Annotated in this window: 12 protein-coding genes; 3 read left to right on the top strand and 9 right to left on the bottom strand. The window is 65.1% G+C overall.

Annotated elements, in window-relative coordinates; genetic code table 11:
- Positions 1-68 precede the first annotated feature (68 nt).
- On the top strand, positions 69-1298 hold the full coding sequence (locus tag AC1DE1_RS04775) for a dicarboxylate/amino acid:cation symporter (RefSeq protein ID WP_477178929.1): 1230 nt from the start codon (positions 69-71) through the stop codon (positions 1296-1298).
- A gap of 53 nt (positions 1299-1351) precedes the next feature.
- Positions 1352-2554 carry a threonine synthase gene (locus AC1DE1_RS04770; protein WP_477175528.1) on the top strand — a complete coding sequence of 401 codons (1203 nt, stop codon included), beginning with the start codon at positions 1352-1354 and terminating at the stop codon, positions 2552-2554.
- A 2-nt stretch (positions 2555-2556) separates the two neighbouring features.
- Here AC1DE1_RS04770 and AC1DE1_RS04765 read toward each other — a convergent pair whose 3' ends face one another.
- The 4 genes from AC1DE1_RS04765 to AC1DE1_RS04750 are packed head-to-tail and all read right to left on the bottom strand — an operon-like array spanning position 2557 to position 8363.
- Positions 2557-4644, bottom strand: coding sequence for an oxidoreductase (locus AC1DE1_RS04765; RefSeq protein WP_477175527.1), 2088 nt, complete (start codon positions 4642-4644; stop codon positions 2557-2559).
- 5 nt (positions 4645-4649) lie between these two features.
- Positions 4650-5975, bottom strand: coding sequence for an amino acid permease (locus tag AC1DE1_RS04760; RefSeq protein WP_477175526.1), 1326 nt, complete (start codon positions 5973-5975; stop codon positions 4650-4652).
- Positions 5976-5994: 19 nt separating this feature from the next.
- Positions 5995-7296, bottom strand: coding sequence for a Xaa-Pro dipeptidase (locus AC1DE1_RS04755; RefSeq protein WP_477175525.1), 1302 nt, complete (start codon positions 7294-7296; stop codon positions 5995-5997).
- Positions 7293-8363: an aromatic ring-hydroxylating oxygenase subunit alpha gene (locus AC1DE1_RS04750; protein WP_477175524.1), complete on the bottom strand. Its 1071-nt coding sequence runs from the start codon at positions 8361-8363 to the stop codon at positions 7293-7295. Before AC1DE1_RS04750 ends, AC1DE1_RS04755 begins: the two co-directional genes overlap by 4 nt.
- 58 nt (positions 8364-8421) lie before the next feature.
- Between AC1DE1_RS04750 and AC1DE1_RS04745 the strand changes: the two genes are divergently transcribed.
- The gene (locus AC1DE1_RS04745) at positions 8422-9579 is read left to right on the top strand and encodes a DmpA family aminopeptidase (protein WP_477175523.1); all 1158 of its coding nucleotides are present in this window, start codon (positions 8422-8424) and stop codon (positions 9577-9579) included.
- Positions 9580-9590: 11 nt separating this feature from the next.
- On the opposite strand, the gene AC1DE1_RS04740 is transcribed toward AC1DE1_RS04745, so the two are convergent.
- Genes AC1DE1_RS04740 through AC1DE1_RS04720 form a run of 5 tightly spaced genes read right to left on the bottom strand, consistent with a single transcriptional unit; the run spans position 9591 to position 17160 of the window.
- Complete coding sequence (locus tag AC1DE1_RS04740) at positions 9591-11627, bottom strand: alpha/beta hydrolase family protein (protein ID WP_477175522.1); 2037 nt, start codon at positions 11625-11627, stop codon at positions 9591-9593.
- Complete coding sequence (locus tag AC1DE1_RS04735; RefSeq protein ID WP_477175521.1) at positions 11624-14164, bottom strand: CehA/McbA family metallohydrolase; 2541 nt, start codon at positions 14162-14164, stop codon at positions 11624-11626. Before AC1DE1_RS04735 ends, AC1DE1_RS04740 begins: the two co-directional genes overlap by 4 nt.
- 4 nt (positions 14165-14168) lie before the next feature.
- Entirely contained in the window at positions 14169-15512 is a 1344-nt protein-coding gene (locus AC1DE1_RS04730) for an acetyl ornithine aminotransferase family protein (protein ID WP_441602444.1), read from the bottom strand.
- A 2-nt stretch (positions 15513-15514) separates the two neighbouring features.
- On the bottom strand, positions 15515-16318 hold the full coding sequence (locus tag AC1DE1_RS04725; RefSeq protein ID WP_477175520.1) for a CoA-transferase subunit beta: 804 nt from the start codon (positions 16316-16318) through the stop codon (positions 15515-15517).
- Positions 16315-17160, bottom strand: coding sequence for a CoA transferase subunit A (locus AC1DE1_RS04720; protein WP_441602165.1), 846 nt, complete (start codon positions 17158-17160; stop codon positions 16315-16317). Before AC1DE1_RS04720 ends, AC1DE1_RS04725 begins: the two co-directional genes overlap by 4 nt.

Raw genomic sequence — 17160 nt, 5'->3', positions numbered from 1 at the left:
CAGCATTGACCGGCGATAAGCAAAGCAGCTCCCGGGCGCGAGGACGGCACGGATTCACGCTGTCCCTCGTGGTGGCCACGCTGCTCGGCGTGCTTGTGGGCTGGCTTTGCAATCGCACGTTGACGACGGATCGGGCGACCGCCATCGCTGCTGACCTTTCTGTCATCACGGATATCTTTCTGCGGCTGATCAAGATGATCGTCGCACCTCTGGTGTTTGCCTCGCTGGTATCCGCCGTCGCGCGCATGGGTGGTGCGGCGGAGATCGGGCGTATCGGCATCAAGACACTGGCCTGGTTCGTCGCGGCCTCCTGTGTGTCGCTCACCGTGGGCCTTCTGATGGCGCACTGGCTGCAGCCGGGTGCCGCGTTGCATGCCATGCCCGCTTTTGCGCAATGGCCGGCGGCAAGCGGCAGTGCCGGCGTGGCCACGAGTTTTTCGCTAGGGGACTTCATCAATCACCTGATCCCTCGCTCCTTCGTCGAAGCCATGGCGGACAACGAGATCCTGCAGATCGTGGTGTTCTCGCTCCTGATCGGCCTGGCGGCGGCATCGCTGAAGGACAAGGCGCAGGGCTTTGTCGAGCTGGTCGATTCTTTGGCCGCCGTGATGTTCAAGATCACGGACTATGTGATGAAGGTCGCGCCACTGGCGATCTTCGCGGCGCTGGCCAGTTCGATCTGCCTGCACGGCATCGCCATCATGGGCACGTATGCGCGCTTCGTGGCGGGCTTCTACCTGTCGCTGCTTATTCTGTGGGTACTGCTGCTGGCCGCGTTAAGCCTGATCATCGGATCGCGCAGCCTGCGTCTGCTGACCAGCATCCGGCAGACGGTGCTGCTGGCGTTTGCCACGTCCTCGTCGGAAGCGGCGTATCCGCGCCTGCTCGAGCAATTGGTGGCGTTCGGCATACCGCGCCGCATCGCCAGTTTCGTGCTACCGCTGGGATACTCGTTCAATCTCGATGGCGCGATGATGTATTGCACGTTCGCCATCCTGTTTATCGCACAGGCTTATGGCGTCGAACTCAGTGTGGGGCAGCAGATCACGCTGTTCGGGCTGCTTATGCTCACCACCAAGGGACTGGCCGGCGTGCCGCGCGCCGCCATTGCGGTGATTGCCCTGACGCTGCACTACTTTCACCTGCCCGACGCCGGCGTCGCGCTGGTGCTGGCGGTCGATCACGTGCTGGACATGGGGCGCTCGGCGACGAACATCGTGGGCAACTCCGTGGCGGCCAGCGTGGTGGCGTCGTGGGAAGGGCAGCTTGATGCGCCCGCCGATAGCGATCGCCCATGAAGATCCTTCTCCACACCGTTGCTCTGAACATCGCCCATCCCTAGCGAGGTCTTATGCCTGCCATTGCCTATCTCGAATGCTCCCGCTGCCATGCGCGACTGCCGGCCGATGTGCCGCAGACGCTGTGCACGCAATGTCCCGAACAACCTGCGGGCGCGCTCTACGTGCGATACGACCTCACGCCACTGCTCGGTAGCTCGCCAGCCGATGTGGTGAACGGCGGCGATGCGAGGACGCCATGGCGAGGCATGTGGCGTTACCGCGCCGTGCTGCCCGAGGTGGCGCCCGTGACCTTGGGTGAGGGCTGGACGCCGATGCTGCGCAGCAAGCGTCACGATGCACTTTTCCTCAAGGAGGAGGGCGCCAATCCAACTGGGTCATTCAAGGCGCGCGGGTTGTCGCTGGCTGTGACCATGGCGCGCCACTATGGTCTGCGCAAACTGGCCATTCCATCGGCCGGCAACGCGGCTGGTGCGCTGGCTGCCTATGCCGCCGCGTCGGATATCGAAGCGCATATCTTCATGCCGCGCGATGTGCCGCTCGCCAACCTGGTGGAAGCGACCGCCTATGGCGCCAAGGTGACCCTGGTCGACGGCGTGATTTCCGACTGCGCGCGCATCGTCGGCGAGCGCAAGGTGAGCGAGGGCTGGTTCGATATTTCCACGCTCAAGGAGCCGTTCCGCGTGGAAGGCAAGAAGACCATGGGCTACGAACTGGTCGAGCAGCTCGGTTGGGAATACCCCGATGCGGTGTTCTATCCCACCGGTGGCGGCGTCGGCCTGATCGGCATGTGGAAGGCATTCGACGAGCTCGAGCAACTGGGTTGGGTGAAGCCGGGCAAGCGGCCACGCATGTTCGCCATTCAGTCGTCAGGATGTGCGCCGGTGGTGAAGGCCTTTGACGAAGGTGCTGCGGTCAGCCAGATGTGGGCGGATCCGAAGACGGCAGCCTCGGGCCTGCGCGTGCCCAAGGCGTATGGCGACTACATCATCCTGGATATTTTGCGCGCTTCGGGCGGCAAGGCTGTGGCGGTATCCGATGAAGACACCTTTGCGTCGTTGCGCGACTGGGCGGCCAACGAAGGCATCTTCCTGTCACCGGAGGGCGCAGCGGCCACCGCTGCCTACGATCAGTTGATCGCCTCGGGCGATCTGAAGGCGTCCGACCGCGTGGTGATCTTCAACACCGGTGCAGGTTTGAAGTACACCGATGTGATTGCCGCCGAGCTGGGCCTGTCAGGCGCACAGAGTTCGTAGCCTCAAGCCTGGGCTTCGCGTCGCAGGTCATCGGGATCGGCCGTGTGGAAGTGGCGCCTGAACGCCACTTCGCCGGTCACCGGCTCCTGCAGTTCACGCGCGTAGCGGTGGCCGGCGTAGATCGCATGGGCGATCAGGCCGGGCGCCTCGGCGTCGCCGATGCAGCGTACCGAGCGGATGCCGGCGCCGCCCCAGTGACCCTGGCGTTGCAAGAGCTGCTGGTAGAGTGCGTCGTCGGGCAGGCGCGAGGTGATGGTGACCACGGCATCGCAGGGGCGCTCGGTGCGCTGATCGTCCCAGCTGTTTTCCAGCGTCAGCGTTGAGCCGTCGAAGCCGGCGATGTTGTGCGACACCACGGCCTCGATGCCGAGCTTGGCCATGCGCTTGCGGATATGGCGGTAGTCGAGCGTGTTGACGCTCCATGGGGCGATGCTGTCTTCCGGCGTCACGTAGGCGACCTCGCAACCGCGAGCGCGCAGCAGTTCGGCGGCTACGCTGGCGTAGTAGAAGCCGTCATCGTCGAAGATCGCGACGCGGCCTTCGGGCAGGCGGCCATCCATCAGGTCATCGAGCGTGAACACGCGCGCGTTGTCCAACAAGCTGGGAATGCCCAGTCCATTGCTGCGGCCAAAGCCATCGCGTCGCCAGTGACAGCCGGTGGCCAGCACCACGTGTTCGGCGCCGAAATCGATCACGTCCTGCGCGGTGAGCGGCGAATCGAGATAGACGCTCACGTTGTTGAGCTTGCCGATCTGCCCCATGCGCCAGTCGCGCACGCGCGCCCACTCGGCGAGTCCGGGCAGGCGGGCTTCGCGCGTGACACGGCCGCCCAGTTCCTTGCGCGATTCGGCCAGGCTCACGTCGTGGCCGCGCTGGCCGAGTGCGCGTGCCGCCTCCAGTCCTGCCGGCCCGCCGCCGACCACCAATACCCGGGTGGGTTGGGGCGCGGGTCGGATGCGCTCGGGATGCCAGCCCTTGCGCCATTCCTCGCCCATGCTCGGGTTCTGCGTGCAGCGGATCGGCGAGATGGTCATGTCGCCTGAGACGCAGATATTGCAGCCGATGCACTCGCGGATATCGTCGACGCGACCTTCTTCGATCTTCTTGGGCAGGTAAGGATCGGCGATCGATGGACGAGCCGCGCCAATCAGGTCGATCACGCCGCGCCGGATCTGCGACACCATGGTGTCGGGCGAGGTGAACCTCCCGACGCCGACGACCGGTTTGGTGGTGGTCTTCTTGACGAAATCGATGAACGGTTCCTGCGCGCCTTCGGCAGCGAAACGCGAAGGCACCGAATCGTTGTACCAGGCGGCGAGATTGACGTCCCACAGGTCGGGCAGCTCGGCCAGCATGCCGACGATGTCCTGCGCCTCGGCCAGTTCGACGCCGCCGGGGCCCAGCAATTCCTCGGTGGCAAAACGCAGCGCGACGGCGCAGGTGTCCCCGACGGCATCGCGGGTGTCCTGCAGCACTTCGCGCAGCAGGCGCACGCGGTTCTCCAGCGAGCCGCCGTATTCGTCGCTGCGCTGGTTGCGGCGGCGCTGCAGGAAGTGCATGGGCAGCGACAAGTCGTGCGCGGCGTAGACATAGATGATGTCCATGCCGGCGCGCTTGCCGCGCAAGGCGGCCTCGCGATGCCAGCGGCGGTACTCGCGGATGTCGTGCAAGGTCATCGCGCGGGCTTGCGAGGGATAGCCGTACTTCGATACCTGGTGCGATGGGCCGAGCAGCACTTCGCGTGAATAAAGATTGGATGCGGTCGGACCATTGTGCGAAAGCTCGAGCGCTGCGAGCGCGCCATGGGCATGCACTCTGTCGCACATCAGCGCGAGCGCAGGAATATCGCGGTCGTCCCATAGGCGTGCTTCGACGTAAGGCGTGAGATCGCTGCTGGGGTGGATCTCACATTCCTCGGTCGACACCACCGCCCAGCCGCCTTCGGCCTTGATCTCGCGCATGGCGGCATGCGCCAGCGGCATCGCGTGGCCCATGCCGTTGCAATGCGGTACCTGGAAAAAGCGGTTCTTTGCCGTGACGGGGCCGATCTTTACCGGCGTGAACAGGATGTCGTAGCGCGGATCTCTCATCGAACTCATACCTTGGCCGGTGCGGTTGCGCTGTGCGGCGATTTGCGACGCAGGCGCATGATGGCGTAGAGGGGCAGGCCCGCCGCGATCAGGCCCATCGCAAGCAGGAAGGGCTCGTGACCGCTGCCCACGAAGGCGAACACGGCATAGATCGCACCGCCAATCGCCACCAGCAATACCTTGCGGCCCATGCCAAAGGCAGCGTTGCGACGCCACAAAACGGCCAGCGCGAGCGAGCAGCACAGATACAGGGGGAGGTTCGCCGCCGTGACCACGCGGGTGAGGAAGGTGAACGCCGCCACCAGCGACTGGCTGTAGCTCATCCAGGTCATCACCGAAGCGAGCAAGCCGGTGACGACCAGCGCGATGGCGGGTGCGCCGCGGCGATTCTGTCGCGCGAATACGGCCGGCAGCACGCCGTTATTGGCCATGGTGCGGGTGAGTTCGCCCATCAGCAGCGTCCAGCCATTGAGTGCGCCCAGACCGCTTACCACCACGAACAAGGCAAGCCATCGACCGGAGCCGGCCGCGGAGAAGCGATCCATCAGCAAGGCGAACGGCGCATTGGCGTTGGCCAGCTCCGTCTGATCGATCAACAGCAGCGGCACGGCCGAGACGACGATGTAGACCATCGCGACAAGAATGGCGCCTGCCATGGTGGCGCGTGGAATCGTGCGCCCCGGGTTGTTGACGCGCCCGGCGGGAATGCTGGCCGACTCGATGCCAAGCATCGCGTACAGGGCGATGGTCGAGGCAGCCAGGATGCCGCTGAAGGTGATCGGCGTGGCCGGCGGGTGCGCCACATAGCTTGCAGGGGAGGTGAGCAGGACCCATCCACCGAGCAGCGCGATGGCGACCATGGGCAACAGCTTCAGTGCCGAGGTGACAATCTGCACGGCGCCTCCCGAGCGCACGCCGAACAGATTGACGATCACAAACAGCCACAACAGGCCCAGCGCGAACAGCGCCGGCTGGATCACCGCCAGTTGCGGCATCACCACGGTGATGTAGCCGACCACGCCGGTGGCAAGCGCCGCATTGGTCAGCCACAGCGAGACCCAGTATGCCCATAAGGCCATGAAGGCAGGGAGATCACCGAGGGTGCAGCGAATGTACTCGTACGGTCCGTCGGCTCCCGGCAGCGCTTTGGACAGATGCGCGAATACCCGGGCCAGGATCAGGCAGCCGACCAGGGTCACCAGCCAGCCGATCAACGCATTGAAACCGTAGGGAGCCAGCGACGAGGGCAGGATGAAGATGCCCATGCCGATCACGTTGCCGACCACCAGGGCGGTGCAGGTCCAGAAGCCGATCTTTTTGCCTTCGCTCACGTCATCTGCACTCGTTGGGTTAGTCGAGGGAAACCGTCTCACCAGCCTTGATCACCCCTTGCACCTTGCGCAGGCATTCGACGTCCTGCAGCGGGTCGCATGCCACGGCGACCAGGTCGGCCGCCTTGCCGGGCGCAATCGAGCCGAGTTCCTTCTCCTTGCCCATCAGGCGTGCCGCGTCGATGGTGGCCGAGCGGATCGCCTGCAGAGGCGTCATTCCATACTTCACCATGTACGCGAATTGACGGGCGTTGTCACCGTGCGGATACACGCCGGCATCGGTGCCAAAAGCGATGTGCACACCGGCTTTTACTGCTTTGCGGAAACCTTCGCGCTGGGCATCGGTGGTTTCGATGTTTTTGCGCAAAGTCTGCTCGGACCAGCCCTCGCGGCGACCCACGCTGTCGATGTAGTCGCCGTTGTAGATGTCCGCCACCAGCCAGGTGCCGTGCTGCACCATCAGGGCGATGCCTTCGTCGTCGATCAGCGAGCCGTGTTCGATGGAGCGCACGCCGGCGCGGGTCGCCCGCTTGATGCCTTCGGCGCCATGCGCGTGCGCGGCGACGAACTTGCCACGCTTGGCCGCCTCCACGACGGCGACGTGGATCTCCTCTTCGGTGTATTCCGATACGCCTGGCTCGGTGTTGTCGGCGAGCACGGCGCCGGTGGCGATCACCTTGATGTGATCGACGCCATGGTCGAGCAGGAAGTCGACATGTTTGCGCACGTCTTCCACGCCCTTGGAGACGCCGACCCGGAATTCCGGCGGCACCACCGTGCCCGGCGGCAGCCCGGTGATTTCGCCGCCACCGCCGGGGATGGTGATGTACGCACCGGCAACGAACATGCGCGGACCCGGCACATAGCCGGCGTTGATGGCGTCGCGCAATGCGATATCGGCAAAGCCGCGGAATACGCCCACGTCGCGCACCGTGGTGAAGCCGGCGCGCAGCGTGTCGTGCGCATTCTTGGCGCCGATGAAGGCATCGCGCGCCGGGTTGCTCTTGAGCGCGGCGCCGTAGTCGGCTGTCTCCATCTCATCGGCCAGATGAGTGTGCATGTCCATCAGGCCGGGCACGACGGTATAGGCCGTCCAGTTCAATACCTTGGCGCCATTGCCGCTGCTGGCCGCCCACGGTTGCACGGACACGACGCGACCTTCAACGATGGTGACAGCCTGGTCACTGAGCAGCTTGCCGCTGTCCACGTCGAGCAGATGGCCGGCGTGTACGACGGTGCGTTGTACGCCTTGCGCATCAGCAACGGGCAGGGCACACGCCATCGCGATGGCACACAACAGGCCGGACAACTTCATCGTCATGCAGGTTCTCCAGCGCCGTGGGCATAGGCCGTGCGCAACAGGTTGTGGAAATGCCAGACGCCGCCTTCGCGCTTGGGGCACAGGCGGCCAGGTTGGTAGTAACCGGAGGCGAGGCCCTTCTGCACGGCCTCGCAGATATCGATGTCTTCCTGCTGCACTTCATCGCTGAACGTCTGGTCGGCCGCGATGCGTTTCTGCGCCGCCTCGTCCTGCGCGTAGTAATAGTCGAACTCCACGCGGCAGCGGCCCGGCCCCAGCGGCAGGATGCGGTTGGTCTGCAGGCGGCCAGGCATGATGTTCAACATCACGTTGGGATAAACGAAGTAGTAGAACGCCTGGCCATCGCCGTAGATCTCCGCGCTGTTGCGCAAGGGCGAGGATTGCAGCGAGTGCCACGGGAACAACTCGGTGTCGTAGGCGCGATAGTCCAGCACTCTGGACAGACCCGGATGCACATGGGGCAGGTGGTAGCCCTCCAGAAAGTTGTCGATATACACCTTCCAGTTGCAATCGAGGTCGTAGCTGTCGCGGCGCAGATAGCGCATCGCGGACAAGTCGATGGGGGCGATGCGTTCGGCGATGCCGCCGTAGACCTCGTCGAAGGCAGGCGTGTGTTCGTCCAACGCTACGAACACCAGCCCTTGCCACTCGTGCACGCGCAGCGGTGGCAGGCGGATATCTTCCACCTTGAAGTCACAGGCGTCCTGCATTTCCGGGGCGCTGCGCAGCTGGCCTTCGAGGGTGTAAGTCCAACCGTGGTACTTGCAGTGCAGCGAACGCGCGCCCTTGCCATTGCACAGCGCAAGCGGGCCGGCGCGGTGGCGGCAGACATTGGGGAAGGCGCGCAACACCTTGTCCTGGCCGCGCACGATCAGCACAGGTACGCCGCCGATATGTTCCACCACATGGTCGCCCGGACCGGTCAGCTGTTCCTGATGGGCTACCAGCTGCCAGCTGCGTGCGAATACCGCACGCTGTTCCATCGTAAGCATGGGCTCGCCGAAGTAATACTTCGGGTCGAGTGCGCGGGCGAGAGTGAGATCGGTGATCTTCGTGTCAGCGTTCATGCGCGGTGGGTTTCCCGGGATAGACTGATCCAACAAACGGTCGAACTCTGGAGTGTCCATGCCCCGCTGTCGTCTTGCGTTTGTTCTGTGGGCCCTGTGCGGCGTGGCCTCGGCGGCCGAGCCCCGCGCCAGGGATCTTGGTATTCCCTTCGACGGCACGCCCGGTCCGCTCAACGCGATAACCGACGTGACTGGTGTGACGGTAGGTCAGGTGACCCTGATTGAGGATCTCCCCAACGGGCACAAGGTGCGCACGGGCGTCACGGCGATTCTTCCCCGCGGACACGACAGCTTCGACATCCCCACCTTCGGCGCGTCGTTCGCGCTCAACGGCAATGGCGAGATGACCGGCACGACCTGGCTGGAGGAGTCGGGCGAGCTGGAAGGCCCCGTCATGCTGACCAATACCCACAGCGTCGGCGTGGTACGCGATGCGGTGATCGCCGAGCGCGTGCGTGCGGGTGGCGCGGATGCATCGGGCTACTGGTGGTCGCTGCCGGTGGTGGCCGAAACCTGGGATGGCGACCTCAACGACATCAACGGCTTTCACGTCCGTCCCGAGCACGCAGCGCAGGCTCTGCGTGACGCCAAGAGCGGGCCCGTGGCCGAAGGTAATGTCGGTGGCGGCACCGGCATGATCTGCCACGAATTCAAATGCGGTATCGGCACCGCCTCGCGGCGCGTGCATATCGGCGAGCGCGACTACACCATTGGCGTGCTGGTACAGGCCAATTACGGACTGCGCGACAGCTTGCGCATCGCCGGCGCGCCGGTGGGCAAGTATCTTCGCGACGACCGCGTGCGCAGCGGGGCCCATACCGCCGCCGCGGACACCGGCTCGATCATCATCGTGGTAGCCACCGATGCACCGCTGCTGCCCCAGCAGCTCAAACGCATCGCCAAGCGCGCCGGCATGGGGTTGGCGCGCATGGGCAGCTATGCCGGCAATGGCTCGGGCGACATCTTCTTGGCCTTCTCCACCGCCAATGCCCAGGCGCTGCACGATGCACCGCTGCAGCAGGCGAGCTTCATCGGCAACGACCATGTGGACCCGTTGTTCGAGGCCACGGCGCAGGCGGCGGAGGAGAGCATCGTCAATGCGATGATCGCCGCGCGCGACATGCAGGGTGATGGCGGGCACTACGCCAAGGCCATCCCGCATGCGGAGCTGATCAAGCTGCTCAAGCGCTTCGGGCGATACGAGCCGTCGCATTGACGTTGTACTGATCACGGATTCGCGCCCGCCGACTTGAGGAAGCGGTCGTACCAGGCCAGGTTGCGTTCCAGGCGGTCGCGCAGGTAACTTGGTACGGTCAGCCCATGATGCTGGCCGGGATACATCACCAGTTCGGTGGGAACACCTAGCGAGCGCAGCGCCTGGTACATCTGCTCGGCGCCGATACAGGGCACGTTGAAGTCGCGCTCGCCGCACTGGAACATCGTTGGCGTCTTGATCCGGTCCGCGTGGAGGAACGGGTAGCTCGCACGGTCGTAGGCGTCGCGATTGGCCCAGGGCGTGCCGAGCTCGAGTTCGTACTCGCGTGCGTACTCATCGTCGCCATACATGCCATACATGTTGCCCGAGCCTGCGCCGGCGATGGCGGCCTTGAAGCGCGTATCGCGGGTGATGACTTCGTCGGTGAGAATCGCGCCGTAACTCCAGCCGCCGATACCCAGGCGGGCGGGATCGGCAACCCCCAGCGCTACGGCGCGATCGACGCCGGCCAGCACATCCTGGGTGTCCTTGTTGCCCCAGTCGGCGTAGATCGCCTTGGCGAATTCAAAGCCGCGGCCCGAGCTGCCGCGCGGATTCACGGCGAGCACCGCGTAGCCATGTGCCGCGTAAACCTGCCAGTCGGGCATGAACTCGTGACTGAACTGGTACACCGGGCCGCCATGGACGCGCACGATGGTCGGATAGCGTCGACCCGGCACATACCCCAGGGGTTTGGTCAGCAGCGCATCCAGAGGAGTGCCATCAGCGCTTTGCAGGTGCAGCGTTTCGGTGGTTGCCAGGTGTTTGCCATCCAGCCACGCGTTGTGATCGTCCAGCAGGCGCAAGTGGTCCTGCTCGACTGCCGACAGTTGCGGGGGGTGCAGGCTATCGCCGCCCAAGACGACTACGCGGCCGTTGTCCGATACGTCCAGGTCGGTATCGAAACGATCCCCGTGGGTCAGTTCGGCGATTTTTCCACTCGACAGATCGACGCGGGACAAGTGGGTGACCTGCGCCTGCTCAATCAAGACATAGACGCTGCGTCCGTCGGGCGACCAGCGCGGCTTGGTAAAGCAGCGATCGATCGGAGCCGGCAGCGTGGCCTTGCCGGTGGCGACATCAATAATCGCCAACTGCCAGGGGGCGTAATAGATCCACTTGTCTTCGCCGCTTTGCAGATAGGCGATACGCGTGCTGTCGGGACTCCACGTCGGGCGCGTTTCCCAGTAAGGGTCGAGATCGGCGCCGGAAAACGTGGTGAGCTGTCTTTCTTTGGCGCCGGCACGCGGAGCGATCACATAGATGTCGTAGTTGAGGTGGCGATCGGGATCGGCGCCGCGCCTGGTGACATAAGCGATCAGTTTGCCGTCGGGCGACCAGGCGGGCAGCTGTTCGTCATGTTTTCCGGAGGTGAGCGCGGTGGCGGTCCCGCTGGCGAGATCCACCAGGTAGAGATGCTTGTGGCGGTTGCCCAGCCAGCCGGTGTCATCGTCCTTGAACTGGAAGCGGTCGGTGGCAATGGGCAGCGGGTGCCTGGGTTTCTTGCTGCCCGGCGGATATTCGGGATCGAAGGCGATGGCCGCGAGTTGTTTGCCATCGGGCGAAAGCACGAAGTCCTCGACGCCGCTCGGCAGGTTGGTGACCCGATGCGCTTCGCCACCATCGGCCGGCATCACCCAGACCTGGGTCTTGGTGTCGTCGTCGCTGGCTTCGCCATCGAGCTTGCGGTCGGCAAGGAAGGCGATCAACTTTCCATCGGCGGACCACTGCGGACGACTCTCGCTGCTGTCCGGCGTGTGCGTGAGTTGCACGCGACCGGTGCCGTCATAGCGCACGCGCCACAGGTCCGATTGCGGTTCATCGCGTTCCAAGTTGGCCGTGCTCACGGTGTAGACGATCGACTCGCCGTCGCGCGACAAGGCCGGCTCACTGACATCGGCGATGCGATTGATGTCGGCAGCGTTGAATCGCGTGTCGTCGGCTTGGGCCGCGCCGGGGCAGCACAGCAACGCCCACACGACCAACGGCAGGCACAGAGTTCGCTTCATCGGGTGCCTCGTGTGGATTCGGTGGTCGCGGGGTTGCCGGCCATGGCGCGATACGCTTCGCGTGCCTGGTTGAGGTAGTCGAGCGTTGCCCGCTTTTCTTCAGCGGTGTTGTAGTCGTCGCGAGCGGACGCCGCTTCGATGGTTCGCGTCAGCCAGTGGGCAAACCATGCGGCGTCACCGGGTGCACTTGGCGCACGCACGTGATCGCCAAGCCAGACTGGATTGGTAGTGGCGTAGGGGTAGATATCCAGCACCTGCGGATCGCCGCCTTCGTTCCAGGCGCGCAGCAGCAGCCAGCCGCCGTCCAGCTCGATCTCGCCTTCTGCGTCGAACGCATGATGGTCGCCGCCGAGCGCGAAGCTTTTCACCACTTTGCCGTTATGCACCAGCTCCAGGTGTTCCACCGCCACCGGCGAGCGCAGGGCGACGCGATAGTGATGTTTGCCTGGTGCAACCGCGTCACCGGGCCTGGCGTCGTCCAGCAGCAGGCCGAGCAGCGGCCCATTGCTGGCGAACCCGTGACCGGCCCTCAAGGCCGCCATGGCGGACGCTGCATCGCGTTTGCCGGCGGTGTTGAGAAACACGCGATTGAGACCCACCGGCCCGCGCAGCGAGGCATAGTTGGCCATCGCATCGGTGCCCGAGCCGGTAGGCAGGTGGAAGCCAAGATTGAGCAGGCGATACCAGACCTGGGCGGTCGCCTTGTGGTCGGAGAAGCCGATCACTTCCATGTAATCCACCTTGCCGTTGATCACGTCTGCCGGCAGTTCGTTGCTCAACACAGCGTCATGCGCTGGATCGGGCAAGGTGTCGAATGGATGCACGTAACCGACCAGGCCGCCCTGCGCATGCGCCAGGTCGGCAATCACGCCGTTGTGCGGATACGGGCTTGCCATCGCCGTATGCCGATAGGCGGAAAAATCCGGCGTGATGTAGTGGTCGCCGAGGTTGAGCAGGCCCAGGTGGCCCCAGAAGCTGGTGTGATATTCCTGGCCGTGCAGTACCAGGCTGTGCGGCAGGCTGGCCGGATCGGCATCGGTGCGGAAGTAGGCGATATCGGGAATGCGCTCTTCCTTGTTGACCACCAGGTCATAGGCGATATCGAGATCTTCGGCACGCGCCTGGCGCGCAAGGTTCGCTGGCGTATTGCGATAGTGGCCGCCGTAATTCATATGGATATGCAGGTCGGCGCTGATCCAGTTGCCGAACGCCGCGGGCAACGCTTGCGGAACGAGCGTGGCGCGCACGGACAGATCGGGGCCTGCCGAAACCTTTATCGTCTTGCGCCAGGGCGCATAGGCAAAACCGTGCTGCACCCAGATCTTCACGGCGCCGACAGGCACGTCCAGCGCACACGGCGGCGCGCAGTGGAAGTAATGGGTTTCGGCCGATTGCAGGGTTCGGTCGAAGCCGTCGTCGGCATGCATCCAGGCATCGTCCGGTGCGTAGGCCCGGCCGTCCTGGCCGAGCACGGCGACGCGCGCGGGTGTGCGCTCGCCGTGCTCGTCGACGATGTCGAGCACCAGGCGAATGCGTGGCGTCTTGTATTGACGATGGGCTGGCGTCACCGTGGTCGTGGCGCCGCCGAGTACTGTGACGACGCGCAGGGCGGTGTTGCCGGTTTGGTTGTCAACGTAAACGATGCGCTTGCCGTCGGGTGACCAGCGCGCATTGCGGCGGTCGAAATCACCGAAGGTCAGCGGGAGCGGCGCAGCGCCGGTGCTTGTGGTCAGCCACAGCTGCTGCCACTGCCGACCGTGGTAGCTGGTGTAGAGCAGGCGCTTGCCGTCGGGATTGAGCTCGGGCCGCGCGTTCCAGCTGGTCTCTTCGCTGAGCAGCTTGCTGCGTTTGCCTGGATCGGCCACCGGCACCGACCACACATCGCCCGTGCCCCAGGCGATCTCCGGATTGCTGACGTAGTAAATCGTCTTGCCGTCCGGCGACCAGGAGGGATTGATGGCGTGGTCGAAGGCCGAGTAGTAGTAACGGTCCAGCGCCGTCTTGCGCTCACCCGGCAGGGCGCGCGCATGGTGCAGGCCGTTCGCATCGATGTCGGCCATGAACAGGTTGAAATGCCCGGTTCCCTGCGTCGACACCCAGGCGATTTGGCGGCCGTCCGGCGACAGGCGCGGCTCGACATTCACCGCGCCGCCTGAGGTCAACGCCTGCTCGCGTCCCGTCGTCAGGTCGAGCCGCCACAGTTCGATGGCGTTGCCGTCGTAGCGGGCGAACACCACGCTGCGGCCATCGCGAGCGACGTCCGGTTGATTGTCGTAGGCGCGCGGGGCGTGGGTCAGCTCGGTCGCCGCATCGCCGTCGATGCGCTGCCGCCAAAGCGAGCCGCCCATGCTGTAGATCAGCGCGTCTCCGTCAGGCATGAAGCTGGCGAAGTCCGGCCCCGTGGTGAGCTGCGGCAGGTACAGCTCGCGCCAGTAGTAGTTGTGCGGCAGGTCGACCTGCTTGAGCACGCTCTCGCGCGCCGCCTGCGCCGAACCAGCGCAGGCGAACAGGGCGAACGCGATGGCCGGGCGACGCATCCGGTCAGTGTCCCGCCAGTGCCTGATCGAGACTGGCGCGCAGCAAGACCATGGCCTCATCGATCTCGCTGGTGCTCACGCTCAGCGGCGGCATGAAACGCACCGTGCTGGTGCCGCAGGAGAGCAGCAGCAATCCGTTGTGGAAAGCGCGGGTGACCACGGCGTCGCACAAGGCGCGGGCCGGCGTGCGCTCGGCATCGGCTTCCACCAGTTCCATGCCGATCATCAAGCCCTTGCCGCGCAGTTCGCCGATGCAGGGATAGTCGCGCGCCAGCTCATGCAGGCGTGCCATGAAATGCGCGCCGGTCGCCGCCGCGTTGTCGGCCAGGCCTTCGGAGACCAGGTCGAGCGTGGCATTGGCTGCGGCGCAGGCGAGCGGATTGCCGCCATAGGTGTTGCCGTGCGCGCCGCGCTTCCACTGCGACATGAGCGATTTCTTCGCGACCACCGCGCCGATCGGCAGGCCCGAGCCCAGGCCCTTGGCCAGCGTCATGATGTCCGGCACCACGCCGGTGTGCTCGCAGGCAAACATCTTGCCTGTGCGGCCCACGCCCGATTGCACTTCGTCGAAGATCAGCAGGATGCCGTGCTCGTCGCAGAGCTCGCGCAGGCCGGCCAGGAAGCCCTCGGGCGGCACGATATAGCCGCCTTCGCCCTGGATCGGCTCGACCAGGAACGCGGCGACTTCGGAAGCCGGCACGCTGCGCTCGAACAGCATGCGGATGTAGTCGAGCACAGCCTTGCCCTGATCGGCGCCGGCAAACAGCGGGCGATAGGGATTGGGATACGGCACATGGGTCACGCCCGGCATCGTCGGCGCAAAGCCCAGCTGCTGCGTGTACTTGCTCGAGGTGAACGAGAGCGAGCCCATGGTGCGGCCATGGAAACCGCCAAGGAACCCGATATAGCGCGGCCGGCGGGTCACGTAGCGCGCCAGTTTCAGCGCGCCTTCCACCGCTTCGGTACCGGACTGGCAGAGGAAGCTCATCGCCGCTTCGCCAGCCAGTGTCTGCATCGGCGCCACGCGTGCAAGGCGCTCGCCCAGGCCGAGCATCTGCGCATGCCAGTAGTCGCTGGAAATGTGCAGGAACTGATCCGCGGCCTTCTTCACTGCATCGACCACGCGCGGATGGGCGTGACCGGTGGCGCACACCGCAATGCCTGCGGCGAAATCGAGGAAGCGGTTGCCGTCGACGTCCCACACTTCGGTGCCGCGGCCGTGCGACATCGCGAACGGGTAATCGCGCGGATACGAGGGCGAGATCACCTCGGCATCGCGGGCGATCATCGCGGTGGCCTTGGGGCCGGGCAGGGCAGTCTTGATGTGGGCCGGATTGGGCACGGTCATGGTCACGGCAATCCTTCAGCGGGCAGCGGAATATGGACAGGGCGCGCGTGCGCCTCGAGGGTGCGTGCGTTGAGTGCGCGCAAGGTGTTGAGTTCGTGTGCGCTGGGAGCGGCAATCGTGTCCAGCTGTTCGGCGATCCGCAGCGGCCAGCCGATCGCGGCGCGCGCTTCGTCGACGCTCGTGCCGGCGTACAGCGCCACCAGCTGCAGTTCTTCGGACTCGGGGTGCGGCGCGAGCATGCCGATGTCGGTAATCACTGCACGCGGGCCGCCGCCCATCGCTCCTGCGCGTGCCCGCGCGCCATGGCCGTCGAGATAGCCGGCGCTGGTGCGAAAGTCGAGCTGCTCGACGAAGCTGCGCGTGGAGGCCTTTGCCATCACGAACACCTGCTTGGCGTGCAGCGCGATTTCAGGCGCGCCGCCGGCGCCGGGCAGGCGCGTTGTCGGTGCGTCATACGGGCCGATCACGGTGCTGTTGAGGTTGCCGTGGCGATCGATCTGCGCGGCGCCAAGAAACCCTACGTCGACGCGTCCCGCCTGCAGGTAGTAGCTGAAGACTTCGGGGAGCGAGATCACGCAAGCGGCGGTTTCGGCCAATTCGCCGTCACCGATCGACAGGGGCAGCACATCGGGCCGGGTGCCGATGGTGCCCGACTCGTAGATCAGCACGATCCCGGGTGCATGCGTCAGTCGCGCCAGGTTGCAGGCTGCGCTGGGCAGTCCGATGCCAACGAAACAAACGGCGTGGTTGGTCAGCAGGCGCGATGCGGCGATGGTCATCCACTCGTCGCGGGTGCAATCACTCATGATGCCGCCTGCTGCAAACCGGCGAGGAACGACCGATGATCATGGGCGCCGATCACGTTGACGTTCATCCAGGACCTGAAACTGTCGCGTTCACGCGCAATCGCGTCCCAGCGCTGATAGAACGCGTTGTCTCGCGTGTAGTGGCCTTGCGCATACGACGGATACGCGCCACCGGGGCAGTGCACCACCGCGCTGACGATCCAGTGCGGAAGCACGATCGCATTCATCGCCGGCGGCAGTTCCTCGACGATTTCCTCGACGGTGACGATCAGCGTCTGCGCTGCCAGCGCAGCTTCTCGCGCGGCGCCGACGATGCCTTCGATGGCGACATTGCCTTCGCGGTCCGCGCGCTGCGCGTGCAGGATGGTCACGTCGGGATTGATGGCGGGAACGGCGGCCAGCGACTCGCCGGTGAACGGACAGGTGACGTGGCGGATATTCGGATTGCGCGCGGGCAGGTCGGTGCCGACATAGCCGCGCAGCACGCCGAACGGCAGCCGCGAGGCGCCGGCGCAGAACGCCGTGGCCATGCCCGCATGGCTGTGTTCGTCCAGTTCAAGCGCATTGGGCCACTGGTGTTCCACGGCGTCGCGCAGGCGATGCAGCGAACCCACGCCCGGATTGCCTCCCCAGGAAAAGGTGAGCTTGCGCGCGCAGCCCATGCCGATCATCTGGTCGTAGACCAGGTCGGGCGTCATGCGGATCAGGTGCAGATCGCGCCGGCGCTGGCGGATGATCTCGTGGCCCGCCGCAAACGGGATCAGATGAGTAAAGCCTTCGAGCGCGATGCTGGCGCCGTCGGCGACACAGTTCTCGATCGCATCGGCAAGCGAGAGATGCAT

This window comes from Dyella sp. 05T440, assembly GCF_056395965.1.
The sequence above is the reverse complement of the archived record's forward strand: the minus strand, read 5'-3'. Positions and strand labels throughout refer to the sequence as shown.